Source organism: Paenibacillus sp. FSL H8-0282, from assembly GCF_037963825.1.
Lineage (GTDB): Bacteria > Bacillota > Bacilli > Paenibacillales > Paenibacillaceae > Paenibacillus_AQ > Paenibacillus_AQ odorifer.
In genome coordinates this window covers 1,105,913-1,124,503 of sequence record NZ_CP150146.1, presented here as the reverse complement: position 1 = coordinate 1,124,503, position 18,591 = coordinate 1,105,913, and the positions used below count along the sequence as shown (strand labels likewise).

Here is an 18,591-nt window from a genome sequence, read left to right as displayed (position 1 = left end):
CCAAACATTCACCGCAGTTGCGACTGACACTTAACTCAAATCATTAAACCGCTCCAGCCACACTAGCAGAATAACCGCTCAATCCACCCATCTGCGGGCGACCGACAGAATGATAAACGAGGCCGGTACCCTCGATTTGCTCCTTGGAATACACGTTGCGTCCATCGATCAGCACCCCATTGCGCATGCTTTTCGCCAGCTGATGCAGATCAATGTCCTTCAGTAGGCTCCAATCGGTCAAGAGGCATACGGCATCGCTGCCCTCAGCCGCCTCCTCTGGCAGATTGCACCAGCGAAGCTGCGGATGATCGTATTGCTGCCTGAAATTTGTAGCTGCGATTGGATCATATAGCTTGACTGTTGCCCCTTCAGCCACCAGTGCCTCAACAATCTCTCTGGCTGGAGCTTCGCGGACATCATCAGTGTTAGGCTTAAAAGCAAGCCCCCATATCCCAATTGTCGAACCGCGCAGGCTGCCAAGTGATTCATGCAGCTTGGAGATGATCATAAACCGTTGTCCCTTGTTCACTTCGACTACAGATTTCAATAATTTGAATTCGTAATCGACGTTGCCCGCAATTTGAATGAGCGCATTAGTGTCTTTCGGGAAACAGGAGCCTCCATAACCGATACCAGCCTGCAGGAAGGATGACCCGATTCTTTGGTCCATACCCATTCCTTGTGCTACCTCGGTTACATCAGCTCCCACTTTTTCACAAATATTGGCGATCTCATTAATAAAGGAGATCTTCGTGGCCAAAAATGCATTCGAAGCATATTTGATCATTTCAGCACTGCGTATATCTGTTACAAATACATTTTCTGTGAAACCCTTATGAAGCTCGCGCATGGTTGGTTCCAGCTCTGGATTATCAAGGCCAATGATAATTCTATCAGGATGGAGGGTATCGCGAATCGCTGACCCTTCACGTAAAAACTCAGGTGCAGACACGATATCAAAAGAATGTTGGGTATACTTAGAGATCATTTGAGAGATTTTTTCATTTGTTCCTACTGGAACTGTAGATTTAGTCATTATAATTTTGTGCCCTTCCATCGCTTTGGCGATTTCAGCGGCTGCACCCTCAATGTAGGTTAAGTCTGCTTCACCGTTAGGCAATGATGGCGTACCTACAGCAAGAATGATAATATCTGAACGGCGCACCGACGCTTGAAGATCTGCAGAAAAAGATAACCGTTCCTCACGAAGATTCAGTTCAATCAGTTCCTCGATTCCCGGCTCATAGATGGGCGATTCCATCTGTTTCAGCTTCTTAATCTTTTCCTCGTCCTTATCCACACAGATGACATGATGTCCGCCCAGTGCAAAGCACACGCCAGATACAAGACCCACATACCCAGTACCGATTACTGTCAGCTTCATATAATCATCCTCCTTTTAGAAAATTGACGTACGCCTGCTCAACATACTGCTTGAACTTAACCATAAACGCCTGCTCATCGAATTTACGTGCATGCTCCATAATTTGATCGATATCCCAAGCGTAGGACTCTACTTCATAAATAGCCTTAAGTAGATCCTCCACTTCTTGATGCTGAAAGAACACACCATTTACATAAGGAATAATAGTATCTAGTGCCCCACCTGCTTGATAAGCAATTACCGGTCTTCCTGCAGCGTTCGCTTCCAGCGGTGTAATTCCAAAGTCCTCTTCTCCTGGAAAAATAAATGCTCTACACTGTGCCATCATTCCAGTTACTTGTTCATCTTCTAGCCGGCCCAGAAACGATACATTATCCTTAGCCATGCCTTCGAGACGCTTGCGATCCGGTCCATCCCCTACGATATAAAGCTTAAGACCGTTACGATTGAAAGCCTCTACTGCCAGATCAATCCGCTTGTAGGAAACAAGCCGGGAGACAATTAAATAGTAGTCACCAATGGTAGAAGAGCTTGTAAACCGGGCTGTATTAATCGGTGGAAATATGACATCTGCATCCCGGTGATAATAATTCTGAATTCTCGTCTTCACTACTGAAGAATTGGCTACGAACTGATTCACATTTTTGGAAGTCCGTTGGTCCCACGTTTTGAGCTGCTGCATGTATACCTTAAGCATTTTTTTGAACAGCCCGGAATTCGACTGACGTTCCATGTAGGTGTCATAATCCCATGCGAAGCGCATAGGCGTATGGCAGTAACAAAGATGAAACGTATGTTTAGGAACTTGAATACTTTTCATAAAAGCACTGCTGGAACTCAGGACGATATCGAAACCGCGAAAGTCCAAATCACGGATGGCCATTGGATAAAGTGGCAGCACCCCTTTAAAATTGGTCTTTACCCCCGGAATCTTTTGCAGCCAGGAGGCACGGATATCCGCATCTTTGAGATTGTCAGTAAGGCGGCTTCCGTTAAAAACCGTTGTGTAGATTGGAGCCTCGGGATACATGTGATGAAAGACTTCCACCACTCTTTCCGCGCCGCCCATTTGGATTAAGTAATCGTGCGCTATCGCAATTTTCATGTGAATCATCCTCAAAGTTTTATGGAGCATCATCTTCAGAATTACCGCGTCATCTCATCTGTCAGGTGCCCGCCAACAAACCTTTATAGTAGTCAACGATGTCCTTGACCGTATTCTCGATAACAAAATGCTCTTTCACTCGTTTCATCCCATTGTCCGCCATCCGCCGTCTTTCCTCTGGGTGATCCAGCATCCATTTAATGGAGTCTGCCAGTATCGCCGCGTCACCAGGCTCTATCAGTAGCCCTGTCTCACCTTGAACTACAATTTCTACCGGCCCGCCTTCATTGGAGGCGATCACCGGCAATCCCGCTGCCATTCCTTCAACGATAACTTGGCCAAAAGGCTCAGGAGTTACCGAAGTGTGAATCAGTAAATCAGCAGTATTCATAAGGCCTTGAATATCATCCACATGCCCTAGCATGCTTACATTAGTAAGCTCGTCGTTTTTTATCTTTTGCAGCAATTCCTGCTTATAAGCCTCTTCTCCAAACAGAGCGTCTCCGGCCAGCCAGAATTTCACACGAGGTTCGTTCTTAAAGCTTTTTGCGGCTTCCAGCACAATATGCTGACCTTTCCAATGCGCCAATCGACCAACTAGCAGTACGTTAAAATCCTTCTGGTCCCGCATACCGATCCCATTACCAATCGCTTTAGCGAAAGCAGAGTATACGACCAGCGTTTTTTTCGAACGCGGCAGCTCCAAAGCATTCAGCGTAGAATGTGAATTTGCGATGACTCCATTGGGGAGCAGACGCGACAGCAAACGAATTCCTTTGGCAACGATTGGCTTTAAATAAGGAGCTCCAATATGATCCCGGATGTGCCAGATCAATGGAACGCCCGCTATTTTTGCAGCGATGGCTCCGTATAATGCAGATTTCAGGGAATTGGTGTGCACGCAATCTACCTTCTCCGCTTTTAAAAGCGGCGCAAGCTTGCGGCCATAAGCCAACAGCTTGAAGGCTGCAGCAGGTGCTCCCAAGTTGACTGCATTTCTACCACGACTTCTGATGCTCTCATCCAGCGGAATAATACGGACATCCATTCCTTTTTCACGTAGCCGTTCAGCCAGGGCACCATCCTCAGCCAGGATTACCAGGGGATCGATCTGTTCTCCAATATGGGTAAGGATGTTAAACAGGGCAACTTCTCCACCACTCCATTTAGCAGTGTGATCTATATAAGCCACTCTAAGCATTACGTGGTCACCTCCTCTCCTAAAGCTTGTAGGAACACGGATTCTACTTGATCCGTAACATGCTCCCAGGTATATCTCTCCAGTACATGCTCCCTACATTCATCCCGGCTCGGAAGCAGTTTTCGATTGCTAAGCATATGGATCATGCCTTCAGCCATGTGGTCGCTACTTGAACTCTTAAATAGCAGCTCCGGCCGGAAGCCTTGCAAAATTTCCTTATTGCCGCCAATCGGTGTAGCCATCACTGGCAATCCTGAAGATAAGGCTTCAACGGTTATCAAACCAAAGCCCTCCAATGCCTGTGAGGGAACCACGAACATGTCCGCTGCCTGATAATAAGAGGCCAGTTCATGATCAGGAATGTAGCCTAGCAGTCTTACCTTGTTGCTTAAGCCATAGTCGGCGATTTTTTCTTCCAGTTCCCCCCGCAACGGCCCTTTACCACCAATCAGCAGAATTGCATTTGGGAATCGCTCGGCAACTTGCTTCCAGGCTTCAAGCAGCTGGAGTAGTCCCATCCGATTGACCAAACGCCGGACAGTCAGCACGGTTGTTGCTCCCTCAGGTAAATTCAAGGTCCGGCGAATCGCCAATCGATTCGTAGCGGGAATAAAACGTTCCACATTAGCTGCGCCTGGAATCACAATAATTTTGTGTAGTGGCACTCCGTGCAGCTTATGGAGAATATCGCGGAACGTCTCACTAAGCACGATGAACTTATCCGCAAGCTTATAGGCTCTATGTTCAATGGATTTGGCGATGGTTGTTTTGACCCGGTGCTTAATGCCTTGGCCTTCGATTTTCATTTCTTCATTCCATGGGCCATGAAAAGTCATCACTACAGGAATCCCACGTTTCTTTGCTTCCAAGGCTGGACCAATACCATAAGGAGCAAAGTGAGTGTATAAAATATCTATACGGCCACTGCCCTCTCCCATCAGATCGGCCGCCTTACGCTGGAAAGCATCCTTACGTTTCCAGATCCCATCTTTTGGATCTCCGGCATTGTGAATAATCAATTCCTCAGGGGTAGCAGGCGTCTCTTGACTGCAAATCAGCGCATGCACCCGATTACGTGAGGAGAGTTGCTCGCAAACGGATTTGAAATACGTGTTAAGCCCACCCGGCTGTAGCGACGGCCAGCTAAGGCCTGTCGTCATAATGTTCAATCCGTCACTGTACGGCATAGCTTCTCTCTCCTTTATTCTCCTTCTCGGTCTGACTCGTCTTCGCATTGTGCTGAGTCAGCTTTCCCGATCTAATTAATTCGTAATGCTTGAAGCCGACCATGAATTCATACATGACCCAGAATACGGATACTCCGAAACCTGACATTCCCTTCTTGAACAACCCGTGTAAGAAATACTTTTGCAGGAAACGGGCTGGTGGTCTTAACAGCAGATGACTGACCCGAAATCGTTTGCCCTTGGCATACGCACTTTCAGCTTCCAAGTCAGTGTACTTATTGAAACGTGCCACATGATCGTTAATACTGCGGTAACCATAATGCCAGAGGGTTCCTGTCAAACGTATGGTTCGCTCTTCAGAGACCTCGGGCATCTCGTGCACCAAGCTATTTCGAATTCCATACGCTTTGCGGTTGTAAAGGCGCACTAGATATTCGCCACGATCCAGCCATCTGCCCATAAAATCGCCAATCCGGTAGATAGAATAGGCAACCGATTGATCCATAAGCCCCGGTTTCAGTTCAAGAATACTCGCGGCCAACTCGTCGCTGACCACTTCGTCAGTATCAATAAGGAAGACCCAATCATGAACCGCGCGTTCTACTCCGAACTCCCTCTGTTTCGCATATCCGGGCCAAGGGTTGACGTATACACGACAATTCAAGCTTTCAGAAAGCTGTACTGTCCCGTCTTTGCTGCCTCCGTCAATCACAACCACCTCGTCGGCGAATAACCTGCAGGATTGTATGGCCTTAGATATTCGAACTTCGTCATCCTGAGCGATGATGACAGCCGATATTGGATAATTGCCTTGGCCGCCTACCACGCTTTTTACTGAATCCATGAAGGTTTCCTCCTTTATCTTTCGCATTATCCATTCATATCCATAGGTTTCTTGCGAATGTAAGAATTCATCGTCGTCTTCATCCACTGAATGTCCTCCCGGGTAATGAGCAACCGCGGAAGTTTAACTTTTAAGGTGTACTTTATATTGAGAACAATGAAGAAAAATCGCAGGATTGCTGATGACAACATCGCTATCCCTGCTCCGAGTAAGCCAAATTTAGGGATGAGCAGGAACAACATTGGGATAACCAAAAGTAAGCCGAAACCTTGAAGCATCGAAACCACTTTTGGCTTGCCTAACGCCATAAATGCCTGCGCCAGAATGATCGTCCCTCCGCTAATGGTCACTTCAAGGAGCAATAAGCGAAACACGGTTAATGCCGCATTGAAGTCTTTGCCGTACATCAACGGAATTACTAAAGGGGCTAAGAGCATCAGGAATACCCCGCCAAGCATGGTGAAGGTCGTACTTATTCGGAAGGCTTTGAATGTTAACTCAACTGCCTGTTCTTTGGACAGCTCAGAAGCCTTAGGAAACAACACGATCGTAATTGAGCTTGAGAAAAAATTAACCATTCGTGATAGACTCACAGCCACTACATACAGCCCCAAATCAGCAGGTCTTAACAAACCGGCAATAACGATCTGATCGATATAGGTAGAGAAATTGCCAAGCAAGTCATTGCCGTAGGAACCAAGTCCGTAAGTAAACAATCTTTTTAAATTCTGATAGGCCCCTCTCATCTTCACCTTATAGGTACGAAGCAAGGAAATCGTCATTCCGATAAACAGCGGCGCTCCCGGAAGAAGATAGGCAACTGCAGTTGTAAATGGATTCATCTGATCCAGCGCGATCAATATCCCGATCATCGTCAGTGTAAGCAACGGCACTAGATAGCGAATCCAATTAAACCTCTTGTATTCACCTCTGAATTGAAAAGCTGCATTGTTAATTTGAGAGATCACTATAATCGGACACAGAATCATAGACCACTGAGCAAAGGTCACGACCTCCGGACTGAAGGATTTCAGCCAATAAGGCAAGACCACGATACCTATAATCATCGCTATGACTCCAAAAATGGTACCGAGCAGCAATGCCATACGATAAAGCACTCCGGCATCCTCCGGATTTTTCTTAGCGTTATAGATGAGAGCTGAAGGAATGCCAAAGCTCATGCTAAACGCCAGAAACTGTGACCAGTTAATCATTGCCGTCTGTTCCCCACGACCTGTCGGTCCAAGATAACGTGCGGTCAGTACACCAGTTAACATGTTAATCAATAGGATCATGACACTGACAAACATAGTTTTTACGGCTGCCGAGCTGTTGTCCTTGCTCTTGGCGAACAATCTAAAAGATGACCAGATTGTTCTAGCGGGGAGAGATTTTGCATTCAACTGCTGCATACGGTGTTCCCTTCCTTCTACTTTGAGTAATCTCCCTTGCGCTGAGGCCAAGACCGATCAGCATCCAGATTAAGTATCCCTTGAGTCCGGGAAACCCATTATCTGAAACTAGACTGACAATCGCACCGGTCCAAGTAGCTAACGCAAGTCGGGCGTAGGGCTGCAATTGGTCCCTGCTGATTACTCTAGCGAATATCTGTTTGACAACTGCGCCTAAAGCTCCGAAGAAGAAAACAGCACCCAGAACACCAAAGGTAAGCAGTAAAGCGATAACTCCGTTATCCATAATTCCGTACTCTCCAAGCTCGCCGTCATTACCAAGCTTAGTCCCTTGGCCTACACTACCAATTCCCTGACCTACTGGATTGGCGGCAACCATCGGCAGCATGTTTTGCCATAAGCTTAGCCGTTCATTATAAGAGTGATCTTCTTGAACAGAAGAAAGTGTCTCTACCCGAGCAACCAGTCCTTCGGCACCAGGCAATTTCGGCACAACCCAGAACAACGCAGCAGCCACAAAAACTAATTGGATCAAGGTTTTCCACTTTCCCTTAGAAGGAGAGGTTCCAATATACATGAGCAGCATCACCAGGAGTATCAGCCATGCCGCACGTACCAAAGTAGTCAGCAGGCAGATTACAACTAGCAGAACGCCGATCCAGCGCAATGTTCCCCGCCATTTTTTCTCCAGTATCATCGGAACTAAAGCAAACGCTAAGAAGGTTGCAGCCGGTCCGGGCGAATTCAGCGTAGAGAACACTCGGATTTCCAATGGATATGGATTTCCAATGGACATCATATCCGCATGTTTCATCCAGAACACATCCCAAGGTGGCACCGTCAAATACTGAACAATCCCGTAAATGGCAACTAGGACTGCAATATTGGCAAAAGCGGTAAGCAGTCGATCGATATCCTTCGGCTTGAACTTCGTGACGGCAAAGTACGGCAATAACAGCAGTGGCACAATATAATTCGCTAAGTCATAAACTGAGCCCATGCCATTCTTAGCCAAACCGATTAAAGCACCATAACCCAGCGCAACTGCGAACATTAACATGATCCGCGTGGAGGCTTTTTGAATATTATGAATCTCCTTCAGCAGCGGAATGATCAAGGTTACACCGGTTAACAAGGGAGCTAAGCTCAGCAAGGATACAGAGTGATACACTCCTTCTGACCAGTCAGCAATGCGGCGCAGCTCTGGAGCTACGGCCCAGATTAGCAAGGTATAAGCAACCAGCATTTTCGGTCTAAGTATGGCTAACAAGAAAGCTGGGAATAGGATGGCTGAGAGAATGGCTCCCTGCAGACTGTTCGATGAACTCAGCATCGCACTGGAGAAGCCGATGATCAGCGGAAGAGAGACACCTACAGCAGCAGTCCCCCCTATTAATCCAACTGTCTTGATGAACCTAAGTGATGGGGGCGTAAATACACTCATTCCAAGCCTCCTTCCTTCACCTTATCCCGCTTACGCAGTTCCTTAAGTAATAAAAGTAGAAATTGTGCATCGTCCACAAGATATCTTTTCCAGAGCCGGCCCGGCTCCTGGCTAAGCCGCCAGAACCATTCGAACCCTGTTTTTTGCATGAAGCTAGGCGCTCGTTTCACTGAGCCTGACAGAAAATCAAAGGTCGCTCCCACTCCGATCGATATCGGAGCTTGATAAGAGGTATAGTGGCGGTAAATCCACTTTTCCTGCTTAGGTGCTCCTACACCAACAAACACGATATCTGGCTGGCACTCTGTCAGCATTTCTATAATGCGTTCATTCTCCTCCTCATTGTGCTCGAATCCATAGGATGGAGAATAACAGCCAACCACATTTATTCCGGGATGTGCTGTTTTCAAATTCATCGCTGCCCGTTCCGCCACGCCTTCAGCTGAGCCTAAGAAGAACAGCCGGTACTTCCTTTGCTCAAAGGCGTTGCCCAATCGATTAAATAGATCCGCGCCGGATACCTTCTGCTTAAGCGGCTTGCCTAGCATTTTGGATGCCCAGATCAGTGGCATTCCGTCAGCAACAACTGCGCCTGCCTTCGAATATACCGTTTGAAATTCTTTATCCTTACGAAGCTTGATCACATGATCTACATTGCAAGTGAGGATATAAGACTGATTCCTCTCCTGAATGGTTTTATCAATGTAATCAAGCAAATCCATGAAATCATAGTTATCAAAATTGACATCGAACATATTCACTTGACTCATCGTATCACTTCTTTTTGTGGGGAATCGGTTGGCTGTGAAGATCGATACAGGCAGTTCAGGTACCAACAGAACGGAATAATAAATTGGACCGTCGACAGCGTGTTATCGGAGAATGAGTAGATTAAAAACGCTGCAATAAATAACAGATAATAAGGTTTGATCGGCGGAGCCAATGCTCTGTACACCAGAATAAATACAGCCAATAAAGAGAACATCAACAGAATAGCGCCAATATATCCCCCATCGAAGTAAAAGCGGATATACTCGTTGTGCGGAACTACAAAACCCTTATACAATGTTCCATCATTTGCTACCGTCACTGCTCCAAGCCCTCTACCAGACCAAGGAGAGTCCGCAGCCTTGTTTAAGAAATACTCCCATGCCTCTGACCTTCCTGATAAATCAACAGCCGTATCTGTCTGTCTCTCAAAGGAACGTTTCTCAAAATTATCGAGCTGCCAGAAAACGGCGACCATAATCAGGAAAAATGCACCCATCAACGGAATTAGCAGATAGGTTCTGCCCTTCAAATATTGGCGGAGAATATCATAGAAGTAATAGAGAACGGTAAGTCCAAGTGCCAATATAGGCCCTCTTGTTCCTGTTCCAATCAAGATAAAGAAATTTAGAACTAACATGATATAGAAAAAGCGTGCTTGCTGCGGATTCCGCTTCACCTCTATAAATGGAATCGCTACTCCCATAAAGGCCAGCATCGCTAAATGCGCAGGAATATTAGCCCCCTGAATCCGTACAGCGCCTGTATACTCGATGTTGAGAAAATTATGAACATGCGCAAGCTGCAGCAACAAACCAACCACTACACTAACAAGGGGAAGCATACAGATAATTTTGATTTGCAGCTCGGCTACATTCTTTTTCCAGTTGATTAATAAAAATACGAATGGAATGGATAGACCGATAAAAGCTTTAACTGCAATGGATGAGGTCATTTCCGGCAGCCAGATCGAAGACCCAAAGGTAATCACCAGCAGCGCTACCATTGCCCACAAGGGGTGACTCAGACGAAACCGCAAGCCATTGACCAGAATACAAGGAACAAGCAGCATCACGATAACCAATTTATAAAGGGACAGTATCTCCATTCCGAACATGCTGCCATCATATAAAAAGTTAATCGATATTGCCGTCGTGATTAGAACGAAATAACTGATCAGTTCAGGCCGTGAAATCGAGATTCCCAGCAAAATAATCAGAAGCACGGCAGCTATCGCAATCATCGGCTGGTAGATGACCGCCGTTCCAAAGAACAGGGCCGACATGAGATAGAGCATCCCGTATGGCAAAACATTTAATTTGGAGCCCCACTCAAAATTTGTCATGTTAATCCCTCACCCCGCTGCGGAATGCCTCTCCCGATTGAGAATCATATGAAGCGTTCCACGAATACTCTCCAGCCTGCATTTGTTCAAAAGCCTTCTTCCTTTACTTCTTGAGAGGATAGAATCAGCCAGGATATACACGAGCTTAGCGGCTGTCTTTCCCACTAGAAGCAGCTTGCCTTTTAGTCCTTCGCTTTTCATAGCGTTAGAGATACCTTGGCTATAATAGCGCCTCATAATCCAGTCTTCCGTCAAACGGGCCGCCGGCACGAAATGGTCAACCGCCATTTCCGGATGGTAGAGGATGGAATGCCCTTCTTTTTGAATCTGTCCGAATAACCAGGTCTCTTCACCAGAGAGCAGAGAATCACCCTTTCTTCCGAGATCTAGGGGAAAAAGACTGATGTCGAATACGAGCTTCCGCATCGCCATATTGGCCCCACAAGGATGAAGTTGCTTGGGATATTCCTTAATCCGGCTACCTAAATCAACAATCGTGTACGGAAGCTCAAAGGGTTTAATCAACCAGTCCGGACGTTTACTTTCAAATATCGGAGCGATTTTGCCTCCCATAGCCATGACCTCCGGTTTACTCTCGAAAGTACTGACAATCGTTGTTATCCAACGCTGGCAAGGTATCGCATCATCATCGAGAAAGGCAATCAGCGGCGATTTGGAAGCCAGAATTCCTGTATTTCTAGCCGCTGAAAGCCCCTGCATCGGCTCCATCATGTAGCGGATATCCACATCAGCTCCATGCTTTCCTATAAACTTTTTGACGCAAGCTTCAGTATCATCCTTGGAACAATTATCCACAACAATGATCTCCGCCTGCTCTAAGTGATCCAGCTTTAAAAGTGACTGAAGCGTCTTGATCAATAAAGGTGCTCTGTTGTAGGTACAGATGATAATGGAAAGCTTAGGAACGTCTCCGTATTCACGCATCGGCATTCACCTAATTTCCACATTATTAATAAGCATCTTTTGAACCGAGTAACATCAGTCCGGTTTTAGCAATGATTTTTAGATCCAGCATGGTGCTCCGAATATGGATGTAGGTTAAGTCCAGCTGTACCATTTCGTCGAAGCCGACACTGTTTCGGGCATTTACTTGCCAATATCCGGTACAACCTGGGGTAACCGTCAAACGCTGTTTGTCATAATCCGTATACTGAGCCACCTCTTCTGGCAGCGGAGGACGAGGACCGACCAGACTCATTTGACCTATCAGCACATTCCACAGCTGAGGTAGCTCATCGATGCTCGTCTTGCGCAGGAATCTCCCTATTTGTGTGATCCGCGGATCGTTCTTAATCTTGAACATGGCACCGCTCACTTCGTTATAGGCCATCAGGTTTTCTTTTAACTCCTCAGCGTTACTGACCATGGATCTGAACTTATACATCGGGAATTGCTTTTCATTCTTCCCAACCCGGTTTTGCCGAAAGAACACCTTTCCTTTCGGATCCTCCAGCTTGATCAGAATCGCCACGACAACAAATAATGGCATTAACACGAGAAGACCAAGAGCGGAAAAAAAGATATCGATCATCCGTTTCATTATCAAATAGGACTCTGCTTCTTTCCTTCTCTCATCGGTATGCAGCATGTAAAGTTTCGGCAGGACCGCCTCGTAGTCTTCCGGCAGTTTTTGCATGCTCATCCTCCTCATCTAAAATTTTGCGAACTCAACTTAACTACTCAAGCTGGTTTGTCCCATTTTATTCAGCCATTCCGCCATTGCATCCATCACCGGATAGCGCAAATCTTCGCTTTGCAGTGCAAATTCAAGTGTTGTCAAAATATATCCAAGCCGCTCGCCGACATCATATCTTGTTCCGTCAAAATTATAGGCATATACCCGTTCGCTCTGATTCAGCTTCTGAATGGCATCTGTCAACTGGATCTCTCCGCCAGCGCCTTCTTCCATCAAATCGAGATACTTAAAGATCTTCGGCGTAAACACATACCGGCCCATGATCGCAAGATTGGAAGGTGCCGTACCTAGTGGCGGCTTCTCTACAAAATTGTTAACCCGATACAATTTACCGTCCTGCAAATCCGGTTCAATAATACCGTAACGATTCGTGAATTCATCAGGAATCTCTTGAACTCCGATAACCGAGTTTTGTGTTTCTTCATATTGATCGATCAGCTGCTTAAGGCAAGGTACGGCTCCTGTGACGATATCATCGCCTAACATGACACCGAATGGCTCATCTCCGATAAACCGTCTTGCACACCATACGGCATGCCCCAGACCCTTCGGTTCTTTCTGGCGGATATAGTGAATTTCTACCTTAGCTGAACGTTGAACCTCTTTAAGCAGATCCAGCTTTCCATCTTCCAGAAGCCTAGACTCCAGCTCAAACGCATTGTCAAAATGATCCTCAATGGCTCTTTTACCTTTACCAGTAACAATGATGATATCTTCAATACCGGAAGCAATAGCCTCCTCAACAATGTATTGAATGGTTGGTTTATTGATAATCGGAAGCATTTCTTTAGGCATGGCTTTCGTTGCAGGAAGAAAGCGCGTACCTAGTCCTGCCGCGGGTATGATTACTTTTTTTACCTTTTTCATCGCACTTTACCTCCTAAAAGTTTTGTGAGCATTAGCTTCAATGATTTGACTTCGTACAAAACTCACTTCGAAAGCATAAACTTAAGTTTTGTGAGCATTAGCTTCAATGATTTGACTTCGAGCAAAACTTACTTCGAAAGCATAAACATTTACTTCGCCTGGTTCATGGCAATTCCGATTAGATTAGAGCCGGTCTGTTCAAGCAGCGTCTTCGCTTTGCGAATCGATTCCCGTTTGGACTTTCCGTATCTGGCCACCAGAATCACGCCGTCCGCTTGAGGTGCCAATATACGAGCATCACTGAAATCGACTGCCGAAGAAGAATCCAGCAGGATCAGATCGTAGTTTTCTTTTAGTTCCTCAAGCAAAGCGGTCATTTTGGGGTTCCCCAGCAAATCCGGCGGACTAACATGAGTTTTTCCTGCCGGGATGACTGAAAGATTGGCTAAGTTTCCGAGGACTGCGATGTTATCTGCTTCCTCTTGCCCACTTAAATAAGCCGCAAGCCCGTCACTCCCCTCTACTTCAAACACGGTGTGAAGACCGGGATGTCTCAGATTGCAGTCAACCACCGCTACCTTCTTGCCGTCCTGGACGAAAGAAACCGCGAGATTCGACAAGATTGTCGTCTTGCCTGCCCCAGCTTCTGCTGATGTAAAGAGCAGCACTTTTCCTCCGCCGCCCTGCGCTAGTTCAAGCTGACGTATATATGTGCGCAGTGATCGGAACGATTCGGAGATATGCGAGGATGGATTAACGTCTGTAACCAGACTCTTATTTAGCCGCAACATAAGCACCCTCCTTCACTCTGGTGTCGCCTGCCGCCTTACCCAAATCACGTTTGCGAATGGTTGCGATCGAAGCAATTACCGGTAGACCAAGGTCATATTCCGCTTCCTTTTCAGACCTTAATGTGCCGTTAAGTGTTTCCATCAGCAAAATAATTCCTAAGGCAGCCATAAGGGATACAACAAAGCTAATGATGAGATTCATCGCAAACCCGCCGTTCGAGGGCCCTGGAACATCAGTCGGATCGGCCGGTGTCAGCAAGGTAACATTGTCTACCCTCATCAGCGACGGCAATTCACGAATGAATGTCTGCGATACCGCATTTACGATCCCGGCAGCTTTGGTGTAGCTTTCATCCTGAACATTGAGGTTGATCACCTGACTCTTCTCTGAAGTTTTAATCTCAAGCTTCTGACTTAGTTCATCGGCCGTGAGACCAAACTCCGGGTGATTTTCTATTACGCTTTTCATGATGGTTGGTGATTTCATAATTTCCTTGTAACTCTCAATTAAATTCAGGCTAAAGCTCAAATCGTTAAGATTGTTGCTCTCGGGAGCTTTGGCAATGTTGTTGACAAGCAGCTGTCCGGAAGCGGAATAGACGGGTTCAACGAAGTTTTTGCTAACATAGTAAGTCGTAGCACAGGAGATCAAAACGAACACCATGATGAGCCAAAACCTTTTTTTAATCAGGTTAATGTAATCCAGAATCGTCTTTTCCACAGTAACCCTCCTTCCGCTAAAATTACATTCTGAAAGCATTCATGAAAGTTTCAGTTGTTGCTTTAATTCTATCAATCCACACCATTCGCCACATGGCTCATACCATCACTTTCCTCTTCACTTTGGAGTAAGACGTTATACCTCTTAAGAGGGGGATTAGGTATACTTTAGTGCCATATATAGGGCTGATTTAAGTTTTAACGCACAAAAAAACACGGACAACCTGTCCGTGTTCATGTACAATGCTTACGAATTATTTCAATTTTCACTCGTATGACATTTCATATTTGGTTAATCCGACAGCATTTGCATAAAGCGCTGCCTGTGTACGATCAGCCACCTGTAATTTTGCTAAAATCTGACTGACATGCTTTTTCACCGTAAATTCGCTAATGAAAAGACGTGAAGCAATTTCTCTGTTGCATGCGCCCTGCCCCAGCTCGATCAGGACTTCCTTTTCTTTGGGTGTCAATTCATCCGTTGGGCTGCTTCCACTCATGCGCATTTTATCTTCCATCAGACCAGGATCGTAATACTTTCTTCCCTTGTGCACCAATTGGATAGCAAATAGTAACTCCTCAGGCAACGCCTCTTTCAGTACATATCCATCTACCAGTACTTCTTCAGCCTTCAGGAAATCCTCTCTGCTCGCAGATGACGTCAACAAAATGAACTTACTAACGATACCACGAGCACGTGCTGTCTTAATGACATCCAATCCCGATTCATCTGCTAGCTTAAGATCAATCAATACGAGATCAGGCTGCGTCTCCTCAATCACAAGAAGCGCTTCTTGGCCATTCGTTGCCTCACCTGCAAACTGCACATTCGGCTGCATTGAAATGACAGATGCCAGTCCTCTTCTAACTAAAGGATGATCATCTACAATGACGATTTTCACAGAAACGACCTCCCGCCTAAAGTTTATGCATTCTTTAATTCAGCTACACCGACAGGAATCGAAATCATAATTCTTGTTCCTGTGCTCTCATTACTGGACAACTGAAAGTCGCCGCCGAGCGACTGGGTCAAATATTGCATATTCTTCATGCCAAGTCCGCTTACACTATCTTCAGATTCAATCCATAACAAATCAGTATCAAAACCAACACCATTATCACAAATCAATAATCGAATCCAAGTCGGCTTCAGAGACAGTTCTACCTCCACTCGACTGGCAGCGCCATGCCTGATGGCATTACCAGTGGCTTCGGAGATAATCCGAAAAAGCGCTTTGTGGTAAGGATAAGGGAGACTGAAATCATCGCCCGTTATTTTTAAATCAATATCAACATCATTTAACCTGGATAAGCTCTTCAAATGTGATCTTACCATGCCCAACCAAGTAGGACCGCCACTCTTCTTGGAGCTAAGACTGTAGATCGTGATCCGCAGTTCTTTAGCAACCTTTGTAGCAGAGTCATGAATAAGCTCAATTTGTTCTTCTAGCTCATGATCTGACATTCTCTTCCACGATTCCTTCAGCGAATGCGTCGCATACACAATACCAAAAAGGCTCTGCGATACACTGTCGTGCATTTCATCCGCAATCCGGTTCTGTTCGTTCGTGATGATCAACCGGTTCTCGATCACACCAAGCTCATGTCTTTCAAGAATATTCGCACTTAGCTCAGATAAGAATATCAATTGTTGAATATACCATCTGCGGCCTTCCAGCCCCTCTGTAGACTCCAGCTTGAGTCCAATCATCCCTACAAAACGGGTGCTCATCCGTACAGGCATCAGCAGGAAATCTCCTAATCCCGGCAGATTTCTAAAAATAGGCTCTCGCTGCAATCTCCATTCATGCTCATGTTTTCCCAGTTCTGAGAATAGGAACTGTTCCTCTTCCTGCTGCCAGCCGGTCTGCCTGCTCTGCGGAGCTGGTTCTCCGCTTTTCTTGGCGAACCAAAACAAAGCCTTATCCAGCTTCGTTAGCTTAACAACATAATCGGTGATCACTTGACCGATATTCATGAAATCATGTTGGCTTGAGGTTTCCACGATATGGTACAGGGATTTGATATGCTCCATCGTCTCTTTCGTGCGAGCATTCGATTCTTCACGTTGCCGCTTCATCCGATTAACGATCTGCATTATTATAACCGTAAGTACCAGTGTTAGAAACAGATTTCCATTTATAAATACAATTTCTAGAAAATTTCTGTTCGCAGAATTGATAAAAAAATAACAGAGCACCGCAAAAATACTGATGTAGCTTAAGAGCAACGACCATCCAAAATAAATGGACAATGAGCCTGCAGCAATCAATACAGGATTTAGCACATAAAGCCTAAAAGAGCTTTCGTACCCACCCGTAAACAAGGTCAATGCGATAATTCCCACCATCTCTATACTAACAGCCAGGACGAGAGTCTTCGGCCTGCTGCGTAGCCTTCGATAACAAAATGAGAACGTTTGTGCAAACATAACAAGTATAGCAATAATAAGTGATTTATAAATTATGGAAGGTCCCGTCTGATCTAGAAGATACATGAGTGATGTGAGGGACAATGAAAAATACCTGTAATACGCAATCAGTTTGTCTTCTGCAGTTGGTTTGATTTTCATCCCACCACCCTATTCTCCAGTTTTTTGGAAAATGCAAGATTGTACTGTGCTCGATAAAAGCATCATACATGAGAAAAATCACAATAACAAGTTGACATTTCCCATGTTTGCGCTTCCATTTGAAAAATAGTTACAAAAAATTTATTATTTTTTTAGTAGGTTTTATCACTAAAATTTGGAATTTTATCCACTATAGTTAATAAGAACTAACGTATTTATGTAATATTAATCCATAATTTTCAACATATCTTATAAAACGACAACAATTATACAAATTATAACAATTGCTGTTGGGACTCTAGTAGGATGATTTCGATTTAAATGTTATTCCGGCAAAGCTGGGGTGCGATCCCCATATATTTTTTAAATAAACGAGAAAAATAGAACGGATCATTATAATGAAGCATACTAGAAATTTCCTTAATTTGTAATGAGGTGTTGAAAAGCAACTTTTTGGCTTCCGCCATTTTTAGACGGTGAATATATTCATGAAGCGGGTATCCACTGCTGCGCCGAACAAGACGACGAAGCGTAGACATCGAAACATGATGTTTTGCCGCTATTTGTTCTAGGTCCATTTCACCATAAATGCATAAGTTCAGGTCTTCCCGAATCTGACGCATATAATCAGCCTGAGAATTCCAACTTTTTTCTTCTATTATAAAAGAACACTCCAGCAGCATTCTTTCGAGCAATAATGCTGCCCGATCCGCATCTACAGGTTCTCCGCTCTCCATCCGTTCCAGCACTTCTTCAAATAAGGTAGTAAGACCTACTATAGATTGGGCTTGAAAAACATTTCCCCCGGCTATGAGGCCCGATTCCAGCCATTCGGATACACGCGTGCCATTAAAGTTAATATAATACTCATCCCAGCTGCCTCCCGGTGGTGGACCAAAGTTATAACTGTAACCTGGGCGGAAAAAGTATAAGCTGCCTTCACGCACCTGCTGCTCTTTTCCCCCAATCTCCATGTAGGAGCCACTACCTGACACTATGTAAACAATGGCCCAGTGCTCAAAAACTACACCTGAACGGAATAACGTTCTTCCTGGCAGATGTCCTGCCTGTCCCACCCTTATATTCTTGAGCTTCAGCTTGGAGGATTCAACCTTGGGATCAATAATTCTTATTGGATATGGACTGATCATATAATCCATGTGCTTGGACATTATAGGCATTCCTCCCCTTGTTTAGTAGTGATAAGGTTATTGTGAAGATGATCATATTCTAC

At 45.3% G+C, this 18,591-nt stretch carries 17 protein-coding genes; all 17 read right to left on the bottom strand.

Going from position 1 to position 18,591, the window contains the following annotated elements:
• Positions 1-43: 43 nt before the first annotated feature.
• Positions 44-1,384: a UDP-glucose/GDP-mannose dehydrogenase family protein gene (locus NST94_RS04800; protein ID WP_076129263.1), complete on the bottom strand. Its 1,341-nt coding sequence runs from the start codon at positions 1,382-1,384 to the stop codon at positions 44-46.
• 4 nt (positions 1,385-1,388) lie between these two features.
• Positions 1,389-2,489 (bottom strand): glycosyltransferase, encoded by a 1,101-nt coding sequence (locus NST94_RS04795; RefSeq protein ID WP_036676592.1) that lies wholly within the window; start codon positions 2,487-2,489, stop codon positions 1,389-1,391.
• A 61-nt stretch (positions 2,490-2,550) separates the two neighbouring features.
• Positions 2,551-3,690, bottom strand: coding sequence for a glycosyltransferase family 4 protein (locus NST94_RS04790; protein ID WP_036676593.1), 1,140 nt, complete (start codon positions 3,688-3,690; stop codon positions 2,551-2,553).
• Positions 3,690-4,877: a glycosyltransferase family 4 protein gene (locus tag NST94_RS04785; protein WP_036676596.1), complete on the bottom strand. Its 1,188-nt coding sequence runs from the start codon at positions 4,875-4,877 to the stop codon at positions 3,690-3,692. The genes NST94_RS04790 and NST94_RS04785 overlap by 1 nt, the downstream gene beginning before the upstream one ends.
• Positions 4,864-5,721: a glycosyltransferase family 2 protein gene (locus tag NST94_RS04780; RefSeq protein WP_038568901.1), complete on the bottom strand. Its 858-nt coding sequence runs from the start codon at positions 5,719-5,721 to the stop codon at positions 4,864-4,866. Before NST94_RS04780 ends, NST94_RS04785 begins: the two co-directional genes overlap by 14 nt.
• Before the next feature lie 26 nt (positions 5,722-5,747).
• The gene (locus NST94_RS04775) at positions 5,748-7,133 is read right to left on the bottom strand and encodes an oligosaccharide flippase family protein (protein ID WP_076129264.1); all 1,386 of its coding nucleotides are present in this window, start codon (positions 7,131-7,133) and stop codon (positions 5,748-5,750) included.
• A complete protein-coding gene (locus tag NST94_RS04770) occupies positions 7,099-8,577 on the bottom strand; it encodes an O-antigen ligase family protein (RefSeq protein WP_076129265.1) in 1,479 nt (492 codons plus the stop codon). Before NST94_RS04770 ends, NST94_RS04775 begins: the two co-directional genes overlap by 35 nt.
• Positions 8,574-9,347: a WecB/TagA/CpsF family glycosyltransferase gene (locus NST94_RS04765; RefSeq protein WP_036676606.1), complete on the bottom strand. Its 774-nt coding sequence runs from the start codon at positions 9,345-9,347 to the stop codon at positions 8,574-8,576. The genes NST94_RS04770 and NST94_RS04765 overlap by 4 nt, the downstream gene beginning before the upstream one ends.
• A complete protein-coding gene (locus NST94_RS04760) occupies positions 9,344-10,690 on the bottom strand; it encodes an O-antigen ligase family protein (RefSeq protein ID WP_036676609.1) in 1,347 nt (448 codons plus the stop codon). The genes NST94_RS04765 and NST94_RS04760 overlap by 4 nt, the downstream gene beginning before the upstream one ends.
• 9 nt (positions 10,691-10,699) lie before the next feature.
• Positions 10,700-11,635, bottom strand: coding sequence for a glycosyltransferase (locus NST94_RS04755; protein ID WP_036676610.1), 936 nt, complete (start codon positions 11,633-11,635; stop codon positions 10,700-10,702).
• Between the two features lie 25 nt (positions 11,636-11,660).
• Positions 11,661-12,353, bottom strand: a complete 693-nt coding sequence (locus NST94_RS04750) for a sugar transferase (RefSeq protein WP_076129267.1) — start codon at positions 12,351-12,353, stop codon at positions 11,661-11,663.
• 30 nt (positions 12,354-12,383) lie between these two features.
• The gene (gene galU / locus NST94_RS04745) at positions 12,384-13,274 is read right to left on the bottom strand and encodes a UTP--glucose-1-phosphate uridylyltransferase GalU (RefSeq protein ID WP_042185171.1); all 891 of its coding nucleotides are present in this window, start codon (positions 13,272-13,274) and stop codon (positions 12,384-12,386) included.
• Positions 13,275-13,423: 149 nt separating this feature from the next.
• Positions 13,424-14,065 (bottom strand): CpsD/CapB family tyrosine-protein kinase, encoded by a 642-nt coding sequence (locus NST94_RS04740; protein ID WP_339281731.1) that lies wholly within the window; start codon positions 14,063-14,065, stop codon positions 13,424-13,426.
• Complete coding sequence (locus NST94_RS04735) at positions 14,049-14,786, bottom strand: Wzz/FepE/Etk N-terminal domain-containing protein (protein WP_076129269.1); 738 nt, start codon at positions 14,784-14,786, stop codon at positions 14,049-14,051. Before NST94_RS04735 ends, NST94_RS04740 begins: the two co-directional genes overlap by 17 nt.
• 265 nt (positions 14,787-15,051) lie before the next feature.
• Entirely contained in the window at positions 15,052-15,687 is a 636-nt protein-coding gene (locus NST94_RS04730) for a response regulator transcription factor (RefSeq protein ID WP_036676623.1), read from the bottom strand.
• A gap of 23 nt (positions 15,688-15,710) precedes the next feature.
• Complete coding sequence (locus NST94_RS04725) at positions 15,711-17,357, bottom strand: ATP-binding protein (protein WP_076129270.1); 1,647 nt, start codon at positions 17,355-17,357, stop codon at positions 15,711-15,713.
• A 317-nt stretch (positions 17,358-17,674) separates the two neighbouring features.
• A complete protein-coding gene (locus NST94_RS04720; protein ID WP_038568894.1) occupies positions 17,675-18,529 on the bottom strand; it encodes a helix-turn-helix domain-containing protein in 855 nt (284 codons plus the stop codon).
• Positions 18,530-18,591: the final 62 nt, after the last annotated feature.

Excerpts from the sequence above, each read along its gene's own strand:
- NST94_RS04800 (WP_076129263.1), bottom strand. The coding sequence starts at position 1,384 with ATGAAGCTGACAGTAATCGGTACTGGGTATGTGGGTCTTGTATCTGGC.
- NST94_RS04795 (WP_036676592.1), bottom strand. The coding sequence starts at position 2,489 with ATGAAAATTGCGATAGCGCACGATTACTTAATCCAAATGGGCGGCGCG.
- NST94_RS04790 (WP_036676593.1), bottom strand. The coding sequence starts at position 3,690 with ATGCTTAGAGTGGCTTATATAGATCACACTGCTAAATGGAGTGGTGGA.
- NST94_RS04785 (WP_036676596.1), bottom strand. The coding sequence starts at position 4,877 with ATGCCGTACAGTGACGGATTGAACATTATGACGACAGGCCTTAGCTGG.
- NST94_RS04780 (WP_038568901.1), bottom strand. The coding sequence starts at position 5,721 with ATGGATTCAGTAAAAAGCGTGGTAGGCGGCCAAGGCAATTATCCAATA.
- NST94_RS04775 (WP_076129264.1), bottom strand. The coding sequence starts at position 7,133 with ATGCAGCAGTTGAATGCAAAATCTCTCCCCGCTAGAACAATCTGGTCA.
- NST94_RS04770 (WP_076129265.1), bottom strand. The coding sequence starts at position 8,577 with ATGAGTGTATTTACGCCCCCATCACTTAGGTTCATCAAGACAGTTGGA.
- NST94_RS04765 (WP_036676606.1), bottom strand. The coding sequence starts at position 9,347 with ATGAGTCAAGTGAATATGTTCGATGTCAATTTTGATAACTATGATTTC.
- NST94_RS04760 (WP_036676609.1), bottom strand. The coding sequence starts at position 10,690 with ATGACAAATTTTGAGTGGGGCTCCAAATTAAATGTTTTGCCATACGGG.
- NST94_RS04755 (WP_036676610.1), bottom strand. The coding sequence starts at position 11,635 with ATGCGTGAATACGGAGACGTTCCTAAGCTTTCCATTATCATCTGTACC.
- NST94_RS04750 (WP_076129267.1), bottom strand. The coding sequence starts at position 12,353 with ATGAGCATGCAAAAACTGCCGGAAGACTACGAGGCGGTCCTGCCGAAA.
- galU (WP_042185171.1), bottom strand. The coding sequence starts at position 13,274 with ATGAAAAAGGTAAAAAAAGTAATCATACCCGCGGCAGGACTAGGTACG.
- NST94_RS04740 (WP_339281731.1), bottom strand. The coding sequence starts at position 14,065 with ATGTTGCGGCTAAATAAGAGTCTGGTTACAGACGTTAATCCATCCTCG.
- NST94_RS04725 (WP_076129270.1), bottom strand. The coding sequence starts at position 17,357 with ATGAAAATCAAACCAACTGCAGAAGACAAACTGATTGCGTATTACAGG.
- NST94_RS04720 (WP_038568894.1), bottom strand. The coding sequence starts at position 18,529 with ATGTCCAAGCACATGGATTATATGATCAGTCCATATCCAATAAGAATT.